Origin of the sequence: Streptomyces sp. C10-9-1, from assembly GCF_024497955.1 — a bacterium.
Classification (GTDB): Bacteria; Actinomycetota; Actinomycetes; order Streptomycetales; family Streptomycetaceae; genus Streptomyces; species Streptomyces sanyensis.
Genome location: NZ_JANHKP010000012.1, coordinates 128,756 through 151,280, shown reverse-complemented (window position 1 = coordinate 151,280; position 22,525 = coordinate 128,756). Strand labels below are relative to the sequence as shown.

The following is a 22,525-nucleotide window of genomic DNA, read 5'->3' as shown; positions in this document are numbered from 1 at the left end:
AACGGTCATATTTACGCCTAGTCTGACATTGCATCCCCCTGTTTCGCCCACAGGGATTGCGCAAGGAGTCCCCTCCGGCTATGGGAAGGACGGACCACGCCATGCCCGCAGATCTCGCCGTCATCGGTCTCGGCCACCTCGGTCTCCCCCTCGCCCAGGCCGCCGTCGCCGCCGGGGTGGGGACCGTCGGCTACGACCCCCGGCCGCACCGCCCCGGGGGCGGCCACCCCGAACCCGCCGCCGGGGTCACCGCCGCCGACGTGCGCCGGATGCTCTCGGCGGGCTTCCGCACCGTGGACGATCCGGCGGAGCTGGGCCGGGTCCGCACCGCCGTCGTCTGCTCCCCCACCCCGCCGGGCCCGGACGGCACCCCCGACCTCACCGCCCTCACCGAGGCCGCCCGGGTCCTGGCCTCCCGGCTGCGCCCGCACACCACCGTCATCCTGGAGTCCGCGGTGCCTCCCGGCACCACGGACGGAGTACTGCGACCGCTCCTGGAGGACGGCTCCGGGCTGCGCGCCGGACGGGACTTCCACCTCGCGCACTCCCCCAGCCGCACCGACCCGGGCACCCGGGACCGCGGCTACGCCGCCGCCCCCAAGGTGATCGGCGGACTCACACCGGCCTGCACGGAGTCCGCGGCCGCGTTCTACGGGCGCCTCACCGACAAGGTGGTCCGCGCCCGCGGGCTGCGCGAGGCGGAGACCGTGAAGGTGCTGGAGACCAACTTCCGGCACGTCAACATCGCCCTGGTCAACGAGATGGCGGTGCTCTGCCACGACCTCGGCATCGATGTCTGGGACGTGATCCGCTGCGCCGAGACCAAGCCCTTCGGCTTCCAGGCGTTCCGCCCCGGACCCGGCGTCGGCGGCCACGGCACCCCCCTCGACCCCGGCCCGGCGCCCGGGCGGGGACTGCGGATGGTGGGCCTGGCGGCCGACATCAACAGCCGGATGCCGCGCTACGTCATCCAGCGCTGCGCCACCCTCCTCAACGAGCACGGCAAGTCGGCCCGGGGTGCGCGGGTACTGCTGCTGGGGGTGACGTACAAGCCCGACCTGGCCGACCTCCAGGGCTCCCCCGCAGCCGAGGTCGCCTGCCGGCTGAGGGACATGGGCGCCCAGGTCAGCTACCACGACCCGCACGTGCCCGACTGGCGGGTGCAGGAGGTCCCCGTCCCGCGGGCGGACTCGCTCTACGAGGCCGCGGCCCGCGCGGATCTGACGGTGCTGCTGCAGAACCACCGCACCTACGACCTCCAAGGGCTGGCCGTGAAGGCCCAGCTCCTGCTGGACACGCGGGGTGCGACGCCCGTCGGCGCGGCGCACCGGCTGTGAGGGCGGGGGCGCGGTCGCGCAACGGTCGGGTAACCGGGAGGCGTGGCGTCCGCGCGGGCTGCTAGTGTCCGGAGCCGCTCGCACGTCCGTGCGACGAACGTCATACCTCCAGGGGGAACTTCCACATGACCCAGCCCGTACCGCCGCCGTCGGGGAACCCGTTCGCCCAGGACGCGCAGGGCGCACAGGGTGTGCAGGGCGCTCCGTACGCTCCGCCCCCGCCGCCGGCCCCGGCCCGGGAGAACCTGGGTCTCGGCCTGCTCGTCGCCCTCGCCGCCGCGCTGGTCCTGGCGGGTGCCTACGGCGCGCTCGCCGGCTCCATCGAGCGGGAGGTCGGCTACGCGGCCGTCGCGGTGGGCTTCCTGATCGGCTTCGCCTCGGCCAAGGTGGGCGGCCGGAACCCGGTCCTCCCGATCGCCTCCGCGGTGCTCGCCGTCGGTGCGGTCTACCTCGGGCAGCTGGTCGGCCTCGCCGTCGTGGGCAGCAAGGAGCTGAACGTCCCCTTCCTGGATCTCTTCCTGGAGTTCGACCTGCTGACGACGGTATGGAGCGAGAGCGCGGAGGCCATGACCTACGTCTTCCTCGGGATCGGCGCCCTCACCGCGTTCGCCGGCGCCCGGAAGGCCCACGCCTGACGCACCACGGCGCCCGCGCACGCGGCGCGGACGCGAGGGCCGGGCACCCCGTGCGGGGTGCCCGGCCCTCGGCGTTCGGCCCTCGGCGTTCCGTCAGCGACGGTGCTGCGAGTCCGCCACGGTCACCTCGACCCGCTGGAACTCCTTGAGTTCGCTGTACCCCGTGGTGGCCATCGCCCGGCGCAGCGCCCCGAAGAAGTTCATGGAGCCGTCGGGGCTGTGCGAGGGGCCCGCCAGGACCTCCTCCGTGGTGCCGACGATGCCCAGGTCGACCAGCTTGCCGCGCGGCACGTCCTCATGGACGGCCTCCATGCCCCAGTGGCGGCCCCTGCCCGGGGCGTCCGTGGCGCGGGCCAGCGGGGAGCCGATCATCACCGCGTCCGCACCGCAGGCCACGGCCTTGGGCAGGTCGCCCGACCAGCCCACACCGCCGTCGGCGATGACGTGGACGTACCGGCCGCCGGACTCGTCCATGTAGTCGCGGCGGGCGGCCGCGACGTCCGCCACGGCGGTCGCCATCGGGACCTGGATGCCCAGCACGTTGCGGGTGGTGTGCGCGGCACCGCCGCCGAAGCCGACCAGGACTCCCGCGGCGCCGGTGCGCATCAGGTGGAGCGCGGCCGTGTAGGTGGCGCAGCCGCCGACGATGACCGGCACGTCCAGCTCGTAGATGAACTGCTTGAGGTTGAGCGGCTCGGCCGCCCCCGACACGTGCTCGGCGGAGACCGTGGTGCCGCGGATGACGAAGATGTCCACCCCGGCGTCGACCACGGCCTTGGAGAACTGCGCGGTGCGCTGCGGCGAGAGCGCGGCGGCGGTGACGACACCGGCGTCGCGCACCTCCTTGATCCGCTGCCCGATCAGCTCCTCCTTGATCGGAGCGGCGTAGATCTCCTGGAGGCGGCGGGTGGCCTGCTCCGGGGCCAGCTCCGCGATCTCGTCGAGCAGCGGCTGCGGGTCCTCGTAGCGGGTCCACAGGCCCTCGAGGTTCAGCACGCCCAGGCCGCCCATCTCGCCGATGCGGATCGCGGTCCGGGGGGAGACGACCGAGTCCATCGGGGCGGCCAGGAACGGCAGGTCGAAGCGGTAGGCGTCGATCTGCCAGGCGATCGAGACCTCCTTCGGGTCCCGCGTGCGGCGACTGGGCACGACGGCGATGTCATCGAACGCGTACGCCCGGCGGCCGCGCTTGCCGCGCCCGATCTCGATCTCAGTCACGTGTGTGGCCTTTCCCTCTACGTCTGGCGCTACCAGTATCCCCGACATGCCGCGGGGCGGCCCCGGCGCCCGGCCACCCGTGGTGTCCGTGCTCCCGGGACCGCCCCTGCGGTGCCGTGCGGTGGACGCGGGACCGGTGCCCCGCGCCGCGCCTACTTCCTGCTGTAGTTCGGCGCCTCGACCGTCATCTGGATGTCGTGCGGGTGGCTCTCCTTCAGGCCCGCCGAGGTGATCCGGACGAAGCGGCCGTTGTCCTGGAGCTCGGGGACCGTCCGGCCGCCCACGTAGAACATCGACTGGCGCAGGCCACCGACCAGCTGGTGCACCACCGCGGAGAGCGGCCCGCGGTAGGGCACCTGGCCCTCGATGCCCTCAGGGACCAGCTTCTCGTCCGAGGCGACGCCCTCCTGGAAGTAGCGGTCCTTGGAGAAGGAGCGCTGGTCGCCGCGGGTCTGCATGGCGCCGAGGGAGCCCATGCCCCGGTAGGACTTGAACTGCTTGCCGTTGATGAACAGCAGTTCGCCCGGGGACTCCTCGCAGCCGGCGAGCAGCGAGCCGAGCATCACCGTGTCCGCGCCCGCGACCAGCGCCTTGGCGATGTCGCCCGAGTACTGCAGGCCGCCGTCGCCGATGACCGGCACCCCGGCCGCCTTGGCGGCCAGCGCCGCCTCGTAGATCGCGGTGACCTGCGGGACACCGATGCCGGCGACCACGCGGGTCGTGCAGATGGAGCCGGGGCCGACGCCGACCTTGATGCCGTCCGCACCCGCGTCGATGAGCGACTGGGCGCCGTCGCGGGTGGCGACGTTGCCGCCGACGACGTCCACGGAGGCGTTGGACTTGATCTTGGCGATCATGTCCCCGACGAGCTTGGAGTGGCCGTGCGCGGTGTCCACGACGATGAAGTCGACACCCGCCTCGACCAGCGCCTGGGCGCGCTCGAAGGCGTCGCCCGCGACACCGACCGCGGCGCCGACGAGCAGCCGCCCGTCCTTGTCCTTGGCGGCGTTCGGGTACTTCTCCGCCTTGACGAAGTCCTTGACCGTGATCAGGCCCTTGAGCACGCCCGCGTCGTCGACCAGCGGAAGCTTCTCGATCTTGTGGCGGCGCAGCAGCTCCATGGCGTCCACGCCGGAGATGCCCACCCTGCCGGTGACGAGCGGCATCGGCGTCATGACCTCGCGCACCTGGCGGGAGCGGTCCGACTCGAAGGCCATGTCGCGGTTGGTGACGATGCCGAGCAGCTTGCCCGCCGCGTCGGTGACCGGCACGCCGCTGATGCGGAACTTGGCGCAGAGCCGGTCGGCGTCGGCGAGCGTGGCGTCCGGGTGCACGGTGATCGGGTCGGAGACCATGCCGGACTCGGAGCGCTTGACCAGGTCGACCTGGTTGGCCTGGTCCGCGATGGAGAGGTTGCGGTGCAGCACGCCGGCGCCGCCCTGGCGTGCCATGGCGATGGCCATCCGGGCCTCGGTCACCTTGTCCATGGCGGCGGACAGCAGCGGGATGTTCACCCGCACGTTCTTCGAGAGATACGAGGAGGTGTCGATCTGGTCGGGGGCCATGTCGGAGGCCCCCGGCAGCAGCAGCACATCGTCGTAGGTCAGCCCGAGTGTCGCGAATTTCTCGGGCACTCCGTCGACGTTGGTCATGACACCTTCCCCAATGGCCTTGATCGGTGCGGATGTCCATGCTAACGGGCTCCGCGGCGGTCTCATTCCACGATCAGCGTCGATCACCCGCTTCGTAGCTTCGTACGTGGTGACGCCGCGGACGGTTCACTGCCCGGCGAGCGCCCTCAGACGGCTGAGCGCACGGTGCTGGGCGACCCGGACGGCGCCGGGCGACATCCCGAGCATCTGGCCGGTCTCCTCGGCCGTCAGACCGACGGCGACGCGCAGCACCAGCAGCTCGCGCTGGTTCTCGGGGAGGTTGGCCAGGAGCCGCCGCGCCCACTCCGCATCGTCGCTGAGCAGGGCACGCTCCTCGGGGCCGAGTGAGGTGTCGGGGCGCTCCGGCATCTCGTCGGAGGGGACGGCGGTGGACCCCGGGTGGCGCATCGCCGCCCGCTGGAGGTCGGCCACCTTGTGCGAGGCGATCGCGAAGACGAACGCCTCGAAGGGGCGACCGGTGTCCTTGTAGCGCGGCAGGGCCATCAGCACCGCCACGCAGACCTCCTGCGCGAGGTCGTCGGCGAAGTGACGGGCGTCACCGGGGAGCCGGCTCAGCCGGGACCGGCAGAAGCGCAGCGCCAGCGGGTGGACGTGCGCGAGCAGGTCGTGCGTGGCCTGCTCGTCGCCGTCGACGGCACTCTGGACGAGCGCTCCGATGACCCCCCGGGCGCCCGCCGCCTCGTCGTCACGCATCGGTCCATGGTGCCTTGGCGGCGGCGCGTCCGCGGCGGCACGTCCCATGTTGTGCACCGAAGCGTTATGAGCAGGCGCGCCGGAACTCATCTCCTGCGCCCTCCCCTTCCGCTCGACCGAATCGTCCCCGAGGAACTCCACACCTCAAGGATGCGGCATCGCGCGGGAAACGGATGCCCTCGGGCATCCGTCACCCCCCGCGGGACCCTCTCAGCGGACCAGACCCCAGCGGAATCCGAGTGCGACGGCGTGCGCCCGGTCCGACGCGCCGAGCTTCTTGAACAGCCGCCGGGCGTGCGTCTTGACCGTGTCCTCGGAGAGGAAGAGCTCGCGTCCGATCTCGGCGTTGGACCGGCCGTGGCTCATCCCCTCCAGCACCTGGATCTCGCGCGCGGTCAGCGTCGGGGCAGCTCCCATCTCGGCCGAGCGCAGGCGGCGGGGGGCGAGCCGCCAGGTCGGGTCGGCCAGCGCCTGGGTGACCGTGGCGCGGAGTTCGGCGCGCGAGGCGTCCTTGTGGAGATAGCCGCGCGCCCCCGCGGCGACCGCGAGCGCCACGCCGTCGAGGTCCTCGGCGACGGTGAGCATGATGATCCGGGCACCGGGGTCCGCCGAAAGCAGGCGGCGCACGGTTTCGACACCCCCCAGGCCGGGCATGCGCACGTCCATCAGGATGAGGTCGGAGCGATCCGCACCCCAGCGGCGGAGGACTTCCTCGCCGTTGGCCGCGGTCGTCACGCGCTCGACGCCGGGCACGGTCGCGACCGCGCGGCGGAGCGCCTCTCGGGCAAGCGGGGAGTCGTCGCAGACGAGGACGGACGTCATGACTGACCTCCGTGGCTCTCGCAGCTGATGCGCGTCACCTTGAGCCTCCAGGCTGGGTACGTATCTTCACCTGTGCGGTTGAACGCTGTCGGACATGTGCCCGAGAGCTTCTTCTTTCAACCGCCTCTGCACTCTCAACGATGGTCACTCGAAAGAGTTACGGCCGGGACCCGACTCTTCGGCACCCTGCGTGATCACGCCTCCACGGAGGGAAGCTCCGCAGGTCACCTCGGGTCCCGCGAGAGATAGTGCCCCATTCAGACGGTTTTCTTCCCATTGGCTGGTGTCTTTGGCTAGATTCGCAATGAGTCATATTTACATCTACTTACACAGGAGATGTACGGTCGTTGGCACAGCGCGGGACGCTGATCCGGGCAATCACCGGCCCGTGGCCCCGCCCGCTCCCAGCGGTCCTGTTCCACCCAGGACCTCCACCCAGCACGGTTTCAAGGGGACATGCGCTATGGCAGATTTCTCTCGCCTTCCCGGACCCAACGCCGATCTGTGGGACTGGCAGCTCCTCGCGGCGTGCCGCGGAGTCGACAGCTCTCTCTTCTTCCACCCCGAGGGCGAGCGCGGAGCAGCCCGGAGCGCGCGCGAGAACTCGGCGAAGGAGGTCTGCATGCGCTGCCCGGTGCGGGCCCAGTGCGCCGCGCACGCCCTCGCGGTCCGCGAACCGTACGGAGTGTGGGGCGGGCTGACCGAGGACGAGCGCGAGGAGCTGATGGGCCGCGCACGGCACCGCCTGGTACCGGCGGCCAGCGCGGGCGGCTCGGGCCACGGCTGACGGCGGAAGGCCGCCCACGATCGAAGAAACGTTCCTGCACACCCGCCGTGCGGGCGGGCGCAGCGCGCGCTCGGTGCCTCCCGCCACGCTGGCGCGCACCCGGCCGGGCTCAGCGCACGGCGGCGAGGGCGAGGTGGTCCAGGGTGGCGGCGACGGCGGGCACCTGGGAGAGGTCCGGGAGGGTGAGCGCCACGATCTCCCGGCGGACCGGCGGATCCACGGCGACCGTCCGCACCCCCTGCGGACGCACCGACTCCAGGGCCAGTTCCGGCAGCACCGCCACGCCGAGCCCGGCGCGGACCAGGCCGATCACGGCCGGGTAGTCGTCCGTAGCGAAGTCGATCCGGGGGGCGAAGCCCGCGTCCTCGCAGACGTCGACGAGCTGCCTGCGGCAGCGCGGGCACCCCGCGATCCACGGCTCCTCGGCCAGGTCCCCGATGGCCACCGTGCCCGCGCCGGCCAGCCGGTGGCCCTCGGGCACCAGCCCCACCAGCCGGTCGGTCAGCAGCGGCCGGACGGCGAGGTCGTCCCACTCCGCCCCCGCGCCCCCGTACCGGAAGGCCAGGGCCACGTCGCAGTCACCCTCCCGCAGCATCTCGACGGACCGGGGCGGTTCGGCGTCCACGAGGGAGACCCGGGTGCCGGGGTGGGCGGCGCGCAGGGCCGCCAGCGCGGTGGGCACCAGGGTGGAGCTGCCGCTGGGGAAGGACACCAGCCGCACCCGGCCCGCGCGCAGTCCGGCGATGGCGGCGACCTCCTCCTCCGCGGCGGTGAGTCCGGCGAGGATCCCGGCCGCGTGGCGCACCAGCACCTCGCCCGCCTGCGTCAGGCGCATCTCGCGCCCGGTGCGGACCAGCAGCGGCGTGCCGGCGGACGACTCCAGGGCCTTCATCTGCTGACTCACCGCGGGCTGGGTGCACCCGAGTTCGCGGGCCGCGGCGGAGAAGGAGCCGGTGGCGGCCACGGCGCGCAGAACGCGGAGATGGCGGGCTTCGATCATCCGACCATCATAAGTGGTGCTTGGGGCGACGCCAGGTTGAGCGGTCTTCGCTTTGAGACGCTCGGCTAACGTCTCCGCCATGAAGCTCCTCAGTGTGAACATCGGGCGGGCCGAGGCCGTCCCGTACACCACCGCGGCCACGGGGACCACCGGCATCGACAAGCGGCCCACCGACGGTCCGGTCGCGGTGGCGGACCCCGGGCCACGCGGCACCGGCGGCAGCGGGCTGGCCGGGGACGCGATCGGCGACCTGCGCCACCACGGCGGAACCCACCAGGCGGTCTACGCCTTCGCCCGCGAGGACCTCGACGCCTGGGAGCAGCGTCTGGGCCGCCCGCTGCGCAACGGGATCTTCGGGGAGAACCTGACCACCCTCGGCGTGGACGTCAACGGAGCGCTGGTCGGCGAGCGGTGGCGGGTGGGTGCCGAACTCGTCCTGGAGGTGACCTGCGGCCGGATCCCCTGCCGCGTCTTCGCCGACCGGCTGGGCGAGCGGGGCTGGGTCAAGCGCTTCACCCGGCAGGGCGAGCCCGGGGCCTATCTGCGGGTGGTCGAGCCGGGGGAGATCCGCGTCGGGGACCCGGTGGAGGTGGTGCACCGGCCGACCCACGGCATCACCGTGGCGACGGCCTTCCGGGCCGAGACCGCCGAGCGCCGCCTGCTGCCGGCGCTCCTCGCCGCGGGCGACGCCCTCCACCCCGGGCTGCTCCGCACGGCCCGGGAGTACGCCGCCCGGACCGGCGCCGGCGGGGCGGGGGACGGCACGTCCGGCGGCGACGGGGGCGGAGAGGGCGCACAGGGCTAGGCGGTGCGCGGCCGGCGGCCGCCGAGGCCGGTGCCCTGCGCGGCCGCCGGGGGCACTAACGTGCCGCCTATGACGACTGCACTGATCACGGGAGCGACCGCGGGCATCGGCGCCGCCTTCGCACGGCGGCTCGCGGCCGACGGGCACGACCTGGTGCTGGTCGCCCGTGACACCGCGCGCCTGCGGGAGCACGCCACGGAACTGCACGACGGGCACGGCATCGAGGCCCGGGTGCTGACCGCCGACCTCGCCACGGAGGCGGGGATCGCGGCCGTGGAGGAGCGGCTGCGCGACCGCCGGAATCCGGTGGACCTGCTGGTCAACAACGCGGGCTTCGGGAACAAGGGCCGCTTCCTCGACGTGTCCGTCGCCGACGAGCTGACCATGCTCAGGGTGCACTGCGAGGCCGTGCTGCGGCTGACGACGGCGGCTGCGGGAGCCATGCGGGAGCGGGGCCGCGGCGGGGTGGTGAACGTCGCCTCGGTGGCCGCCTTCGTGCCGCGCGGCACCTACGGGGCCTCCAAGGCGTGGGTCGTGCAGTTCACCCAGGGCGCGGCGCGGGACATGGCCGGGTCGGGGGTGCGGCTGATGGCGCTGTGCCCGGGGTTCGTGCGGACCGAGTTCCACCAGCGCGCCGGGATGGGCACGGACAACATCCCCGGCTGGATGTGGCTGGACGCCGACAAGCTGGTGGCCGAGGCGCTGGCGGACCTCGCGCGGGGCAAGTCGCTGTCCGTGCCCGACCCGCGGTACAAGGCGCTGATGGGCGTGGTGAAGCTGACCCCGCGGAGCCTGCTGGGCGGACTGACGTCGCGGACGGGCCGCAAGTACGGGCCGCAGTGAGCGCCCGCACCGGGGACCGGAGCACCGATATGTGACCTGCATCACTAGAATGGCGGGTATCCCGACGTCAGGGAGGCGCCATGAAGTTCGTGCAGATCATCGACTACCGGACCGCCGACTTCGACTCCATGAACGCCCTCATGGACCGGTGGGTCGAGCAGACGAAGGGCAAGCGGACCGCCTCGCACGCGGTCATCGGCAGGGACCGCTCGGAAGCGGACCACTACCTGGACATCGTGGAGTTCGACTCCTACCAGGAGGCGATGGAGAACTCCCAGCTGCCCGAGACCGACGCGATGTTCCGGGAGATGGTGGCCCTCTGCGAGGGGATGCCGTCCTTCACCGACCTCGACGTGGTCCGTGAGGAGCAGTCCAACGCCGCGACGGTCCGGCGCTTCTTCCACGAGATCGCCGCGGGCGGGAACCTGTCGGCGATCGACGAGGTGTTCGCACCGGACTACGTCGACCACGACGTCGCCAACGAGCCGGAGAGCGAGACCGGCGCGGAGGTCGTCCGCCGCGACCTGACCATGTGGCGGGAGGCCTTCGAGTTCACCTTCGACATCGAGCGGCAGGTGGCCGAGGGCGACGAGGTGGCCGTGATGTGGCGGTGGACCGGCCGCCACAAGGGCGACTTCCAGGGGATCCCGGCGACGGGCGAGCAGTGCTCGATGACCGGGACGACGTTCTTCCGCTTCGATGGCGGAAAGATCAAGGAGGGCTGGTTCCACTTCGACCGGCTGAGCCTGATGCAGCAGCTCGGCGCGGCCTGACCGGCCCCGCCGGGCCACGGTCCCGCGCAGGGGCGCCGCGCCCCCGGGAACGGACGGCGCCCGTCTGCCCGCGGGTGCGGGCAGGCGGGCGCCGTCCGGCGGCGGCGCGGTGCGCCGCACGCGGTGTGCGTCAGTGGCTGTGGCCGTGGCCGTGGCCCGCCTCGGGCTCCTCCTCGGCCGGCTTCTCGACGACCAGGGTCTCGGTCGTGAGCAGCAGGGAGGCGATGGAGGCGGCGTTCTCCAGGGCGGAGCGGGTCACCTTGACCGGGTCGATGACACCGGCCTTGACCAGGTCGCCGTACTCGCCGGTGGCGGCGTTGAAGCCGTTGCCGGCCTCCAGCTCGGCCACCTTGGAGGTGATGACGTAGCCCTCCAGGCCGGCGTTCTCGGCGATCCAGCGCAGCGGCTCGACGGCGGCACGGCGGACGACGGCGACACCGGTGGCCTCGTCGCCCTCCTTGCCCAGGTTGCCGTCCAGCACCTTGACGGCGTGGACCAGCGCGGAGCCACCACCGGAGACGATGCCCTCCTCGACCGCGGCGCGGGTCGCGGAGATGGCGTCCTCCAGGCGGTGCTTCTTCTCCTTCAGCTCCACCTCGGTGGCGGCGCCGACCTTGATCACGCACACGCCGCCGGCCAGCTTCGCGAGGCGCTCCTGGAGCTTCTCGCGGTCCCAGTCGGAGTCCGTGGCCTCGATCTCGGCCTTGATCTGGTTGACGCGGCCGGCCACGTCGGCCGAGTTGCCGCCGCCGTCGACGATCGTGGTGTCGTCCTTGGTGACGGTGACGCGGCGGGCGGTGCCGAGCACGTCCAGACCGGCCTGGTCGAGCTTGAGGCCGACCTCCTCGGCGATGACGGTCGCACCGGTGAGGGTGGCCATGTCGCCGAGCATCGCCTTGCGGCGGTCGCCGAAGCCGGGGGCCTTGACGGCCACGGCGTTGAAGGTGCCGCGGATCTTGTTGACGACCAGGGTCGACAGGGCCTCGCCCTCGACGTCCTCGGCGATGATCAGCAGCGGCTTGGAGGCACCGGCCTGGATGACCTTCTCCAGCAGCGGCAGCAGGTCCTGGATGGAGGAGATCTTGCCCTGGTGGATCAGGATGTACGGGTCGTCGAGGACGGCCTCCATACGCTCCTGGTCGGAGACCATGTACGGCGACAGGTAGCCCTTGTCGAAGGCCATGCCCTCGGTGAAGTCCAGCTCCAGACCGAAGGTGTTGGACTCCTCGACGGTGATGACACCGTCCTTGCCGACCTTGTCCATCGCCTCGGCGATCAGCTCGCCGACCTGCTGGTCCTGCGCGGAGAGCGCGGCCACGGCGGCGATGTCGGCCTTGTCGTCGATCGGGCGGGCGGTGGCCAGCAGGTCCTCGGAGACGGCCTTGACGGCGGCGTCGATGCCCTTCTTCAGGGCGGCCGGGGAGGCGCCGGCGGCGACGTTGCGCAGGCCCTCGCGCACCAGCGCCTGGGCCAGCACGGTGGCGGTGGTCGTACCGTCACCCGCGATGTCGTTGGTCTTGGTCGCCACCTCCTTCACCAGCTGGGCGCCGAGGTTCTCGTACGGGTCCTCGACCTCGACCTCGCGGGCGATGGTCACACCGTCGTTGGTGATGGTGGGCGCGCCGAACTTCTTGTCGATGACGACGTTGCGGCCGCGGGGGCCGATGGTCACCTTGACGGTGTCGGCGAGCTTGTTGACGCCGCGCTCAAGGGCGCGACGGGCGTCCTCGTCGAACTTCAGGATCTTCGCCATGGAGCTTCTCAAGTCCTCTCGAAAACGAACCGCGCCCCTCGCCGCCCGGCTTCAGCGGGGTGACCAGGGGCGCGGCTCGAAGCAAATCGGTGAATTACTTCTCGACGATCGCGAGCACGTCGCGGGCCGAGAGGACGAGGTACTCCTCGCCGCTGTACTTCACTTCGGTGCCGCCGTACTTGCTGTAGAGCACGACATCGCCGACGGTCACGTCGAGCGGAAGGCGCTCGCCGTTCTCGAAGCGGCCCGGGCCGACGGCCAGGACGACGCCCTCCTGGGGCTTCTCCTTGGCGGTGTCCGGAATGACCAGGCCAGAGGCCGTGGTCTGCTCGGCGTCGAGCGGCTGGACCACGATGCGGTCCTCGAGCGGCTTGATGGCAACCTTGGAGCTGGTGGTCGTCACGATCCGACCTCCCCCTTCGGAGATCTCACGGGGTCAACTGATCTGAGGTGGCGACCAGGTGGATCCGTCGTCGCGGGTGCCGGACCTGCCCGTCGCTGTGTTGGCACTCTCCAGTGGTGAGTGCCAGGAGCGAGACTATGACTGCGATTAGCACTCGGTCAAGCGGAGTGCCAATCCACGCGGTGGCGTCGCGCGCTTTCCGGCGGCCGGGGACGCGTGTGCCCCCGACCGGAACCCGGTCGGGGGCACGTTCTCCCGGCGCGCGGCGTACCGCCGCAGGCCCCGGTCCGGCCGGGGACCGGCGGGGTCAGACGTAGTCCTCCAGCCTGGCCACGGCGTAGCCCTTCTCCGTGACCGTGCGCATGACCCGGCGGATCATGTCCGCCATGGAGCCCTTCCACTCGTCCTCGCCCCGGAAGTGGGTGAGGATGATGTCACCCGGATGGAGGTCCCGGTCCCACTCGCGCCACTCCATGCGGTCCGGGAACGCCTCGGCCGCCCACAGCGGGACGGCCTCGATCCCGCAGGACTTCGCGACCCTGAGGGTGTCGCCGTTGTAGTTCCCGTAGGGCGGGCGGAAGAGCCTCGGGCGGGTGCCGAAGCGCTTCTCCATGCGGTCCTGCTGGCCGCAGATCTCGCGCTCCTGCCGGGCTCGGGAGAGCCCCGGCAGGTAGCGGTGGTTGAGGGTGTGGTTGTGCAGCGCGGCCCCGGAGTCGCGCATCTTCTCGAAGTAGCCGTAGTCGTCGCTGATCACGTAGTCGCTGAGGAAGGCGCTGTACGGGATCTTGAGCTCGGACATCATCCGGAGCAGTTCCGGGTCCTTCTCGGCCCCGTCGTCGATCGTCAGGAAGACGACCTTCTCCTTGGTGGGGACGGTCGTGAAGACCGGTGGCAGCCCGTCGCCCCCGGCCACCTCGAAGCCCTCGCGGGTGGTGATCTCGGGCTTCTCGGCGGGAGGGGGCGGGGCGGCCAGCGGAGTGCGCTCCAGCCCCCACTTCCTGGCCGCCGCCGCGCGGACGGCCTGGGTGCGGCGCACCTTCTCCGCGTAGGCCGCGAGCGCGCCCGAGGCACCCCCGGAAGCGCCCTCCCCGGCCTTCCGCTCCGCCCCCGCCGCTGCGGGCGGACCCCCTTCGCGGGGACCGGAGGGCTCCTCCGCGGCGCACGCGGCGAGTGCGGTGACGACGAGGGCGGCGAGCACGGCACGCGCCCGATACCCCCTCATTTTTTCCTTTTGTCGTACTAGTTGCATGGCGTCGCATCCTGTCAGCGGTGGCCCCCCGCACCACCGCGACACCGCCCGCGGTGGCGGAACCGTCCCCCGCCTGGCCGACAATGGCCCGGTGAACGACCTCGACCCGCTCGCCGCCCTCACCGCCCTGCGCACCGGCGAGGGCAGCGCCCTGCTGGCCCGGCTCGCCGACCACGACCCCGCGGAGGAACTGGCCCTCGCCACCCGGCTGCGCCGCGACCACCCGGCCGCCCTCGTCTCCGCGGCGCTGGGTCAGGCGCGGCTGCGGCAGCGGGCGGCGGCCAAGTTCGGCTCCGCCGACGCGGGCCGGATGTTCTTCACCCCGAACGGCGTGGAGCAGTCCACCCGCCGCAGCGTCGCCGAGCACCGGGCGCGCCGCTTCGCCGACCTCGGGGTCCGCAGCGTCGCCGACCTGTGCAGCGGGATCGGGGGCGACGCGATCGCCCTCGCCCGGGCGGGCATCACCGTGCTGGCCGTCGACCGCGACCCGCTGACCGCCGCCACCGCCCGTGCCAACGCCGAGGTCCTGGGCCTCTCCGGGCTGATCGAGGTGCGCTGCGCCGACGTCGCCGACGTCGACACCACCCCCTTCGACGCGGTGTTCGCGGACCCGGCCCGGCGCGGCGGACGCGGCCGGATCTTCGACCCCGAGGCCTACTCCCCGCCGCTGTCCTGGGCGGTCGGCGCGGCGCGCGGCCGCCCGCACGCCGCGCTCAAGGTCGCCCCCGGCATCCCCCACGAGGCGGTGCCCGAGGGAGCGGAGGCAGAGTGGATCTCGGACGGCGGGGAGGTCAAGGAGGCGGTGCTCTGGTTCGGCACCCGGCCGTCGGCGGTGCGGGCCACCCTGCTGCCCGGGGGGCACGTGCTGCACGGCCGCGGGCTGCCCGACCCGGAGGTCCGCCCGCCGGGCCGCTACCTCTACGAGCCGGACGGCGCCGTCATCCGCGCCCATCTCGTCGCCGAGGCCGCGCAGGAGCTCGACGGCGGGCTGATCGACGCCACGATCGCCTACGTCACCTCCGACGAACTGCGCCGCACGCCCTACGCGACCGCCTACGAGATCACCGATGTGCTCCCGTTCAACGTGAAGCGGCTCAGGGCGCTGCTGCGGGAGCGCGGTGTGGGCCGCCTGACGGTGAAGAAGCGCGGCTCCGCGGTGGAACCGGAGGAGCTGCGCCGGAAGGTGCGCCCCCAGGGCACGGGCGAGGCCACCGTCTTCCTGACCCGGGTGGCCGGCGCCCCGTCCATGCTGGTGGGACGGCCGGTGTAGCCGGTCCTCCCGGACCGTCTCAGCCCGTCCCCGGCCCCCGGGTCCCGGGCTCCGCCGCGCCGGGGGCCGTGCGTGCCGCGCGGGTGTCGAGCAGCGCCCGCTCGCGGGCGTTGCGCGCGAGGCGGGCGGCGCGGGCGAACTCCCCGTGTGCTTCGCCCGTGCGCCCCATCCGCTCCAGCAGGTCGCCCCGGACGCTCGGGAGCAGGTGGTAGCCGCCCAGGGCGGGCTCGCCGGACAGCGCGTCCACGAGGTGCAGCGCCGCCTGCGGCCCCTCGGCGTAGGAGACGGCCACGGCCCGGTTGAGCTCCACCACGGGGGACGGGTCGAGGCTCGCCAGGTACCCGTAGAGCAGGGCGATCGTGGCCCAGTCGGTCTCCTCGTAGCGGACGGCCCTGGCATGGCAGGCGGCGACGGCCGCCTGGAGCGCGTAGCGGCCGTGCGGCCCCGGGCCCGCGCGCTCCAGGGCGGCCGCGCCCCGGTGCATCAGCAGCCGGTTCCACCGCGACCGGTCCTGGTCCGCGAGCAGCACGGGCTCGCCCGAGGGGCCGGTCCGGGCCGGGACGCGGGACGCCTGGAACTCCAGCAGCGCGGCGAGCCCGTGGACCTCGGGCTCACCGGGCATCAGCCCCTGGAGCACCCGGGCGAGGCGCAGGGCCTCCTCGCACAGGGCGGGCCGCAGCAGGTCGTCACCGGCGGTCGCCGCGTACCCCTCGTTGAAGACCAGGTACACGACCTCCAGGACGGAGCCGAGGCGCGCGATCCGCTCCTCTCCGGACGGGACCTCGAAGGGGACGTCCGCCGAGGCCAGCGCCCGCTTGGCCCGCACGATGCGCTGCGCCACCGTGGACTCGGCCGTGAGGAAGGCCCGGGCGATCTCCCCGGTCGTCAGCCCGCCGAGCAGCCGCAGGGTGAGCGCGATCCGGGCGTCGGCGGAGAGCACCGGGTGGCAGGCGGTGAAGATCAGCCGCAGCAGGTCGTCGTCGATCGCGTCGGGCTCGGCGGGCTCCGGCGGCGGCACGTCCCGCAGGTCCCTGCCGACCTCGGCCAGCTTGCGGGCGTAGGTCTCCCGGCGGCGGACCAGGTCGACGGCCCGGTTCCGGGCGACGGCCGTGAGCCAGGCGCCCGGGCGGTCCGGGACGCCCGACCCGGGCCACTGCTCCAGCGCGGCGAGGAGCGCGTCCTGGGCGAGTTCCTCGGCGATGCCGACGTCGCGCACCACACGTGCCACCGCGGCGATGATCCGCGCGTACTCGATGCGGAAGGCGGCCTCGACCGCCTCTGCCGCCCGCCCCTGGGGATGTGCCGTCACGGCCACCCATCACAGCAGCCGGGGCAGGGGCGGGCAAGCACGGCGGTCGTCCTCCGGCGATCAGTCCTCGGCGATCTGCCGGACCTCGCAGGTGAACTCCCACTCGACGGGGTGAATCTCCATGAACCGGCGGGTCCATTCGAGGGCCTCGGCCTTGTCCTTGCACTGGCAGATCGAGTAGCCGCCGACGACCTCCCGGGTCTCGGTGAACGGCCCGTCGGTGTACGACAGGCGGCCGCCCGACCGGGTGATCCGGGTGGCCTCGGAACTCGGCCGGAGCCCCGCGGTGTCGAGCATGACCCCCGCCTTGGTGATCTCCTCCAGCAGCCGGCCCATCCGGTCGCCGAAGTCCTCGGGGAACTCGGCGTCCTCCATCGACGCCTCGTCGATGCGGACCATGGTCAGAAAGCGCGGCACGGTGAACTCCTCGGATGCGGTGGCGGGGCCGTTCCCCGCCTCTCACCCCTGCGTCGAACGGCGGTCGCCCGGATCGACGGCCCGGCGCGGAAAACTTTCCCGGGAAGGGTCCGGACGGTCCGGGGGGCGGCGGCCGGGACCGGCCGCCGCGCTCAGACCGCGTCGAGCCCGGCCGACTCGAAGCGCCAGCGGTGCACCGGCCGGGTGACCGCGTCCGCGGCGGGTTCGGGCAGCTCGGGCAGCTCGGCGTGCACGTCGGGCGCCTCCCACCAGGTGACCACCAGCACCCGGTCCCCGGCGGCGCGGAAGGTCTCCCGGCGCAGCGGACGGCGGTCGAGCACCTGCGCCCGGGCCCACTCCAGCAGCTCGGCACCGCGGCCCGCGGCGGCGCGGGCCTCCCACATCAGGGCGACGACGGTCACGAGTACAGGTTCTCCTTGCTGATCTCGTGCACATGGTCGTGGTCGTGGGCGCCGGGGACGTGGGGGTCCGTCACCGGCAGCGAGGAGTCCGCGGACAGCTCCCAGCCGGAGGCGGGGCGGTTGCGGGCGACCATCTCGGCCCCCAGCGCCGCGACCATCGCCCCGTTGTCGGTGCAGAGCTTCGGGCGCGGCACGCGCAGCCGGATTCCGGCCCGCTCGCAGCGCTCCTCGGCCAGCGCCCGCAGGCGCGAGTTGGCGGCCACGCCGCCGCCGACCATCAGGTGGTCCACGCCCTCGTCGCGGCAGGCCCGCACCGCCTTGCGGGTGAGCACGTCCACGACGGCCTCCTGGAAGGAGGCCGCCACGTCGCGCACCGGGACCTCCTCCCCCGCGGCCCGCTTGGCCTCGATCCAGCGGGCGACCGCGGTCTTGAGGCCGGAGAAGGAGAAGTCGTAGGCCGGGTCCCTGGCCCCGCTCAGCCCGCGCGGGAAGGCGATGGCCTCCGGGTCGCCCTCCCTGGCCAGCCGGTCGATCACCGGGCCGCCGGGGAAGCCGAGGTCCAGCACGCGGGCGATCTTGTCGAAGGCCTCCCCCGCGGCGTCGTCGATGGTCGCGCCCAGGGGGCGGACGTCTGCGGTGATGTCCGGGGCGAGGAGCAGCGAGGAGTGCCCGCCGGACACCAGCAGGGCCATCGTGGGCTCCGGCAGCGGGCCGTGCTCCAGCTGGTCCACGCAGATGTGGGAGGCGAGGTGGTTGACCCCGTAGAGCGGCTTGCCCAGGGCGTAGGCGTACGCCTTGGCCGCGGAGACGCCGACCAGCAGCGCGCCCGCGAGGCCGGGACCGGCGGTGACCGCGATGCCGTCGAGGTCGCGGGCGGAGACTCCGGCCTCCGCGAGCGCGCGCTCGATGGTCGGCACCATGGCCTCCAGGTGCGCGCGGGAGGCGATCTCGGGGACCACGCCGCCGAAGCGGGCGTGGGTGTCGACGCTGGAGGCGACGGCGTCGGCGAGCAGGGTGGTGCCGCGGACGATGCCGACCCCCGTCTCGTCGCAGGAGGTCTCGATGCCGAGTACGAGCGGTTCGTCAGCCATGGGTGTGAGTCTCTGTTCCTTGGACGGTGAGGCGCATGACGAGGGCGTCGACGTTGCCGGGCTGGTAGTAGCCGCGGCGGAACCCCACGGGCACGAAGCCGAAGCGCTCGTAGAGCTTCTGCGCACGGGTGTTGTCCACGCGGACCTCGAGGAAGACCTCGTCGCACTCGAAGGCCGTGGCGTGGCGCAGCAGGTCGCCGAGCAGCCGGGCGCCGAGTCCGGTGCCCTGGCTGCCGGGATCGACGGCGATGGTCTGTACGTCGCCGAGGCCGCCGGCGGCGGCGAGGCCCGCGTAGCCGACGAGGGCGCCGTCCAGCTCGGCCACCACGTAGCGGCGGGTGGCCCGCGGGCCCCGGGCGTGGGCGAGTTCGGACCAGAACATCCCCGCGGACCAGGCGTCCTCGGGGAACAGCGCGCGTTCCAGCTCCAGCACCGGGGGGATGTCCCACCAGCGCATCTCGCGCAGGACGGGGGTGCTCACTGCGGTGTGACCACCTTGTAGTTCCTGGGCACCTGGGCGTCGGGGCGGCGCAGGTAGAGGGGGTGCGGGTCCAGGAACCCGGCGCCGGAGGCGAGCCGCTCGGCGGCGAGCGAGGCGAGTGCCGCCGCGCTCGCGTGCTCGGGGGCGCGGGCGTCGGGGAAGGTCCCGGGGTAGAGCAGGGCCCCCGCGCCCACCGCGGGTACCCCGGCGACCTGCTCCGCGATCTCGGCGGGCCGGTCGACGGCGGCCTCGGTCACCCGGGTGCGGGAGTCGGCGTAGCGGGCCCAGTAGACCTCCTTGCGGCGGGCGTCGGTGGCCACGGTGAAGGGCTCGTCGAGCCCGGCCGCGTAGGCCAGCCCGTCGAGGGTGCACACACCGTGCACGGGGACGCCCAGCGCGGAGGCGAAGGTCGCGGCGGTCACCAGCCCGACGCGCAGTCCGGTGTAGGGGCCCGGGCCGACCCCGACCACGATCCCGGTCACGGAGCCGAGGTCCGTGCCGGCCTCGGCGAGCACCCGGTCGACGGCCGGGAGCAGCAGCTCGCCGTGGCGGCGGGCGTCCACTCGGGTGGACTCGGCGACGATGCCGGTGCCGTCGTGGAGGGCGGCGGTGACGGCGGGGGTTGCGGTATCCATGGCGAGCAAGAGCACGCGAACAGCCTACGGCTCCCACGGGGCGGGCACGGTGCCCCGTCGAACGTGACGGCGGCTGCTACCGTCACGTTCGACGGGGAACGCTTGCGAAAGGTGGGGCACGGTGGCACGGAGCAGCTCGGGACTCGTGGCCGGGCTCACGGCGGCCGCGCTGGCCGCGGTCGGGTTCCTGGCCTTCCAGGCGCGCGCCAGCGCCCCCGACGTCCTCGCGGCCCCCCAGGCGCCCGGAGCCTCCCCCTCGGCGCAGGCGTCCGGTGCCCCGAAGCCTCCCGCGAAGGACCCGCTGGCCGTCCCCGACGACTCGGGCACCGGCGAGCGGGTGGTGTACGCGCTGGCGGACCGCAGGGTGTGGCTGGTCGGCGAGAGCGGCGAGCCCCGGACCTTCCGCGTGATGCCCTCGACGGTGAGCCCGGAGCCGGGGACCTACGCGGTGACCTCGCGGTCGGGCAGGGTGGCGGGCTCCGACGGCGTGCCGATCGAGCACGTGGTGCGCTTCACCTCGGTGGAGGGCGTCACCATCGGGTTCAGCGCGGCGGTGGACGGCTCCATGGACAGCCCCGACCCGGAGAAGCGGACCGGCGGGGTGCGGATGAGCCGTGCCGACGGGGACGCGATGTGGAAGTTCGCCGCGATCGACTCGGCGGTCGTCGTCGTCCCCTAGGACGTGCTCTCCGGCGCCGGGCACGGAGCCGGGACCGGGGATGCCGGCTCGGCGCTCAGGCCGCGTCGCGCCGTGTGCCGGGCTCGCCCCGGGCCGGTGAGGCACCCCGCGGCGGGGTCGAGAGGCCGGTGGCTGCCCCCGGCGGGGTCGAGACCGCCGTGGCGGCGGCGCAGGACGCCAGCAGCTCGTGCATGGACGGCACGGTGGCCGGGCGGGAGCCGTCGGCCGGGGCCGACGGGCGACGGGACTGCGCTGCGCGCTCCGATGCCGGCATGGACGCCTCCTGGAACTCCGGGGCGGTCGTGGTGAGGTATACCTAACCAGCTCTGGAGGCCATGTCACCATGCGCGGGGCGGACCGCGCAACATCTTTCCGACACCTTGTCGGAACACACGGAAGCCCCCGAGCGCCCCCGGCGGCGGGGAGGGCGGCCCACTCCCGCGGCCCCCGGACCGCCCCGCCCGCGGAGCGCGGCGGGGTCAGACCGCGGCGGACTCCAGGCCCGCCGCGCGCCAGCGCTCGCCGTAGCCGTTCAGGGCGATCTCGCGCCGGTCGTCGTCGGTCTCGCCCGCCATGCGGTGGATGAGCACGTGCAGGCGGTCCTCGGAGAGGTCCTCGACCTTGCCGTCCCCCCATTCGACGACCACCACGGACTCCGGCAGCGACACGTCCAGGTCGAGGTCCTCCATCTCGTCCAGCCCGCCACCAAGGCGGTAGGCGTCGACGTGGACCAGGGCCGGGCCGTCCCCGAGCGGCGGATGGACCCGGGCGATCACGAAGGTGGGGGAGGTCACCGCTCCCCGCACGCCCAGGCCCTCGCCCAGGCCGCGGGTCAGCGTGGTCTTGCCGGCTCCCAGCTCCCCGGTCAGCATCACCAGGTCGCCGGGGCGCAGCAGCTTGGCGAGGCGGCGCCCCAGGTCCCGCATCCCCTCCGGGGACTCGACCGTGAGCCGGGACCCGGCCGTGGGGCGGGACCGGGCGGCGGCCGTCTCGGCCTGGGCGCCCGCCTGCGGGCTAGCCTCCGGGCTGTGCTGTGCTTCCATACGTGCCAACGTTAGCCGCATCCGGCACGGCACCCGCCCGGACCAGCAGGTCCGCGATCCGGTCGGTGACCGCCTCGGGGTGCTCCAGCATCACCAGATGCCCCCCGTCGGGCACGATCACCAGTTCCGCGTGCGGCAGCCGGTCGGCGATGGCCTCGCTGTGCGTGCTCGGCGTCACCAGGTCCTCGTCTCCCGAGAGCACCAGGACCGGCGTCCCGGAGAACACTCCGAGGGCCTCGCTCTTGTCGTGCTCGGCGAAGGCCGGATAGAACTCCGCCACCACGTCGATCGGCGTCGACTCGATCAGCCGCTCGGCGAAGCGGGCGACGGCCGGGTCCACCTCCCCGGACGAGAAGGAGTACCGCTTGACCAGCCCGGCGAACAGGTCGGCGGTGGCCCGGCGGCCCCGCTCCACCAGCTCCGCCTGCGAGCCGAGCGCCCTGAGCACCCCGGGCAGCACCCGCCGCACCGCGTTGACGCCCGCCACCGGCAGGCCGTAGTTCACCTCGCCCAGGCGGCCCGCGGAGGTGCCCACGAAGGCGGCCGCGGCCACCCGTTCCCGGACCAGCTCCGGGCAGTGCGCGGCGAGCGCCATCATCGTCATGCCGCCCATGGAGTGCCCGACGAGTACCAGGGGCCCCTCGGGTGCGGCCGCCTCGACGACCGCCTTCAGGTCCCTGCCCAGCTGGTCGATGGTGACCGGTACCGCGCCGGGGCCGGTCTGGGAGGCGCCGCGGGCCGAGCGGCCGTGGCTGCGCTGGTCCCAGTAGACGGTGCGCACCAGCCCGCGCAGGGCGGCCCGCTGGAAGTGCCAGGAGTCCTGGCCGAGGCAGTAGCCGTGGCTGAAGACGACGGTGACGGGGGCGGGGGCCTTGCGGCCGAAGAGGCGCCGCCGTCGCGGGGCCGCGGCCTGCGGGTCGACCTCGTCGACCTCGTAGTAGAGCACCGTGCCGTCGTCGGCGACGGCGCGGCCGGGGGTCCCGCGCAGGGATCCGTAGGGGCCGGCGGCGTCCAGCGCCAGCCGCGCCTTCCGGCGCATGCCCCGCCCGACGGTGAGCCGCTCCACGGCGACGCCCGCGGCGGCTCCCGCCGCGATCACCCCTATCGCCGCGCCGGCGACGCCCGCTCTGCGCCAGTGGCCCGCGGCCGCCGCCGCGACGGCCTCCCCCGTACCGGTCTCGCCCACC

Annotated in this window: 25 protein-coding genes; 8 read left to right on the top strand and 17 right to left on the bottom strand. The window is 73.4% G+C overall.

Annotation, left to right across the window (positions count from 1 at the left end):
- Window positions 1-101 precede the first annotated feature (101 nt).
- Both NPS70_RS18960 and NPS70_RS18955 read left to right on the top strand, forming a co-directional pair.
- Window positions 102-1,337, top strand: coding sequence for a nucleotide sugar dehydrogenase (locus tag NPS70_RS18960; RefSeq protein WP_256525490.1), 1,236 nt, complete (start codon window positions 102-104; stop codon window positions 1,335-1,337).
- 125 nt (window positions 1,338-1,462) lie between these two features.
- Complete coding sequence (locus NPS70_RS18955) at window positions 1,463-1,972, top strand: hypothetical protein (RefSeq protein WP_256525489.1); 510 nt, start codon at window positions 1,463-1,465, stop codon at window positions 1,970-1,972.
- Window positions 1,973-2,065: 93 nt separating this feature from the next.
- Here the strand turns inward: NPS70_RS18955 and NPS70_RS18950 are convergent, their stop codons facing one another.
- The 4 genes from NPS70_RS18950 to NPS70_RS18935 all read right to left on the bottom strand — a co-directional run bounded on the left by NPS70_RS18950 (window position 2,066) and on the right by NPS70_RS18935 (window position 6,378).
- Complete coding sequence (locus tag NPS70_RS18950; protein ID WP_256525488.1) at window positions 2,066-3,190, bottom strand: GuaB3 family IMP dehydrogenase-related protein; 1,125 nt, start codon at window positions 3,188-3,190, stop codon at window positions 2,066-2,068.
- Between the two features lie 152 nt (window positions 3,191-3,342).
- Window positions 3,343-4,842 (bottom strand): IMP dehydrogenase, encoded by a 1,500-nt coding sequence (gene guaB, locus NPS70_RS18945; protein ID WP_256525487.1) that lies wholly within the window; start codon window positions 4,840-4,842, stop codon window positions 3,343-3,345.
- A gap of 126 nt (window positions 4,843-4,968) precedes the next feature.
- On the bottom strand, window positions 4,969-5,556 hold the full coding sequence (locus NPS70_RS18940) for a sigma-70 family RNA polymerase sigma factor (protein ID WP_305886060.1): 588 nt from the start codon (window positions 5,554-5,556) through the stop codon (window positions 4,969-4,971).
- 210 nt (window positions 5,557-5,766) lie between these two features.
- Window positions 5,767-6,378 carry a response regulator transcription factor gene (locus NPS70_RS18935; RefSeq protein ID WP_003948568.1) on the bottom strand — a complete coding sequence of 204 codons (612 nt, stop codon included), beginning with the start codon at window positions 6,376-6,378 and terminating at the stop codon, window positions 5,767-5,769.
- A 463-nt stretch (window positions 6,379-6,841) separates the two neighbouring features.
- Between NPS70_RS18935 and NPS70_RS18930 the strand changes: the two genes are divergently transcribed.
- Window positions 6,842-7,165, top strand: coding sequence for a WhiB family transcriptional regulator (locus NPS70_RS18930; RefSeq protein ID WP_256525485.1), 324 nt, complete (start codon window positions 6,842-6,844; stop codon window positions 7,163-7,165).
- A gap of 109 nt (window positions 7,166-7,274) precedes the next feature.
- Here the strand turns inward: NPS70_RS18930 and NPS70_RS18925 are convergent, their stop codons facing one another.
- On the bottom strand, window positions 7,275-8,165 hold the full coding sequence (locus tag NPS70_RS18925; protein WP_256525484.1) for a LysR family transcriptional regulator: 891 nt from the start codon (window positions 8,163-8,165) through the stop codon (window positions 7,275-7,277).
- A 79-nt stretch (window positions 8,166-8,244) separates the two neighbouring features.
- On the opposite strand from NPS70_RS18925, the gene NPS70_RS18920 reads away from it, so the two are divergent.
- The 3 genes from NPS70_RS18920 (at window position 8,245) to NPS70_RS18910 (ending at window position 10,586) form a co-directional block, all read left to right on the top strand.
- Window positions 8,245-8,970 (top strand): MOSC domain-containing protein, encoded by a 726-nt coding sequence (locus NPS70_RS18920; RefSeq protein ID WP_256525483.1) that lies wholly within the window; start codon window positions 8,245-8,247, stop codon window positions 8,968-8,970.
- A 69-nt stretch (window positions 8,971-9,039) separates the two neighbouring features.
- Complete coding sequence (locus tag NPS70_RS18915) at window positions 9,040-9,813, top strand: SDR family oxidoreductase (RefSeq protein WP_256525482.1); 774 nt, start codon at window positions 9,040-9,042, stop codon at window positions 9,811-9,813.
- Window positions 9,814-9,893: 80 nt separating this feature from the next.
- A complete protein-coding gene (locus NPS70_RS18910) occupies window positions 9,894-10,586 on the top strand; it encodes an ester cyclase (RefSeq protein WP_256525481.1) in 693 nt (230 codons plus the stop codon).
- Window positions 10,587-10,716: 130 nt separating this feature from the next.
- Here the strand turns inward: NPS70_RS18910 and groL are convergent, their stop codons facing one another.
- From groL to NPS70_RS18895, 3 genes are all read right to left on the bottom strand, one after another.
- Entirely contained in the window at window positions 10,717-12,339 is a 1,623-nt protein-coding gene (groL, locus tag NPS70_RS18905) for a chaperonin GroEL (RefSeq protein WP_256525480.1), read from the bottom strand.
- A gap of 94 nt (window positions 12,340-12,433) precedes the next feature.
- A complete protein-coding gene (gene groES, locus NPS70_RS18900) occupies window positions 12,434-12,742 on the bottom strand; it encodes a co-chaperone GroES (RefSeq protein WP_256525479.1) in 309 nt (102 codons plus the stop codon).
- Between the two features lie 307 nt (window positions 12,743-13,049).
- Entirely contained in the window at window positions 13,050-13,964 is a 915-nt protein-coding gene (locus NPS70_RS18895; protein ID WP_256525478.1) for a polysaccharide deacetylase family protein, read from the bottom strand.
- A 25-nt stretch (window positions 13,965-13,989) separates the two neighbouring features.
- On the opposite strand from NPS70_RS18895, the gene NPS70_RS18890 reads away from it, so the two are divergent.
- A complete protein-coding gene (locus NPS70_RS18890) occupies window positions 13,990-15,261 on the top strand; it encodes an SAM-dependent methyltransferase (protein ID WP_374212024.1) in 1,272 nt (423 codons plus the stop codon).
- Between the two features lie 19 nt (window positions 15,262-15,280).
- Here the strand turns inward: NPS70_RS18890 and NPS70_RS18885 are convergent, their stop codons facing one another.
- From NPS70_RS18885 to tsaB, 6 genes are all read right to left on the bottom strand, one after another.
- Window positions 15,281-16,576, bottom strand: coding sequence for a sigma-70 family RNA polymerase sigma factor (locus tag NPS70_RS18885; protein ID WP_256525477.1), 1,296 nt, complete (start codon window positions 16,574-16,576; stop codon window positions 15,281-15,283).
- A 54-nt stretch (window positions 16,577-16,630) separates the two neighbouring features.
- Window positions 16,631-16,987 carry a YciI family protein gene (locus tag NPS70_RS18880; protein WP_256525476.1) on the bottom strand — a complete coding sequence of 119 codons (357 nt, stop codon included), beginning with the start codon at window positions 16,985-16,987 and terminating at the stop codon, window positions 16,631-16,633.
- 152 nt (window positions 16,988-17,139) lie between these two features.
- Complete coding sequence (locus NPS70_RS18875; RefSeq protein ID WP_256525475.1) at window positions 17,140-17,409, bottom strand: hypothetical protein; 270 nt, start codon at window positions 17,407-17,409, stop codon at window positions 17,140-17,142.
- On the bottom strand, window positions 17,406-18,500 hold the full coding sequence (gene tsaD, locus NPS70_RS18870) for a tRNA (adenosine(37)-N6)-threonylcarbamoyltransferase complex transferase subunit TsaD (protein WP_256525474.1): 1,095 nt from the start codon (window positions 18,498-18,500) through the stop codon (window positions 17,406-17,408). Before tsaD ends, NPS70_RS18875 begins: the two co-directional genes overlap by 4 nt.
- Window positions 18,493-18,981, bottom strand: a complete 489-nt coding sequence (gene rimI / locus NPS70_RS18865; protein WP_256525473.1) for a ribosomal protein S18-alanine N-acetyltransferase — start codon at window positions 18,979-18,981, stop codon at window positions 18,493-18,495. Before rimI ends, tsaD begins: the two co-directional genes overlap by 8 nt.
- Window positions 18,978-19,631: a tRNA (adenosine(37)-N6)-threonylcarbamoyltransferase complex dimerization subunit type 1 TsaB gene (gene tsaB, locus NPS70_RS18860; protein ID WP_256525472.1), complete on the bottom strand. Its 654-nt coding sequence runs from the start codon at window positions 19,629-19,631 to the stop codon at window positions 18,978-18,980. Before tsaB ends, rimI begins: the two co-directional genes overlap by 4 nt.
- 106 nt (window positions 19,632-19,737) lie before the next feature.
- On the opposite strand from tsaB, the gene NPS70_RS18855 reads away from it, so the two are divergent.
- Entirely contained in the window at window positions 19,738-20,295 is a 558-nt protein-coding gene (locus NPS70_RS18855) for a hypothetical protein (RefSeq protein WP_256525471.1), read from the top strand.
- 55 nt (window positions 20,296-20,350) lie between these two features.
- On the opposite strand, the gene NPS70_RS18850 is transcribed toward NPS70_RS18855, so the two are convergent.
- The 3 genes from NPS70_RS18850 to NPS70_RS18840 all read right to left on the bottom strand — a co-directional run bounded on the left by NPS70_RS18850 (window position 20,351) and on the right by NPS70_RS18840 (window position 22,524).
- Window positions 20,351-20,569 (bottom strand): hypothetical protein, encoded by a 219-nt coding sequence (locus tag NPS70_RS18850; RefSeq protein WP_256525470.1) that lies wholly within the window; start codon window positions 20,567-20,569, stop codon window positions 20,351-20,353.
- Between the two features lie 205 nt (window positions 20,570-20,774).
- Window positions 20,775-21,338 (bottom strand): tRNA (adenosine(37)-N6)-threonylcarbamoyltransferase complex ATPase subunit type 1 TsaE, encoded by a 564-nt coding sequence (gene tsaE / locus NPS70_RS18845; RefSeq protein WP_256525469.1) that lies wholly within the window; start codon window positions 21,336-21,338, stop codon window positions 20,775-20,777.
- Window positions 21,310-22,524 (bottom strand): alpha/beta hydrolase, encoded by a 1,215-nt coding sequence (locus NPS70_RS18840; protein WP_256525468.1) that lies wholly within the window; start codon window positions 22,522-22,524, stop codon window positions 21,310-21,312. Before NPS70_RS18840 ends, tsaE begins: the two co-directional genes overlap by 29 nt.
- Window position 22,525 lies beyond the last annotated feature (1 nt).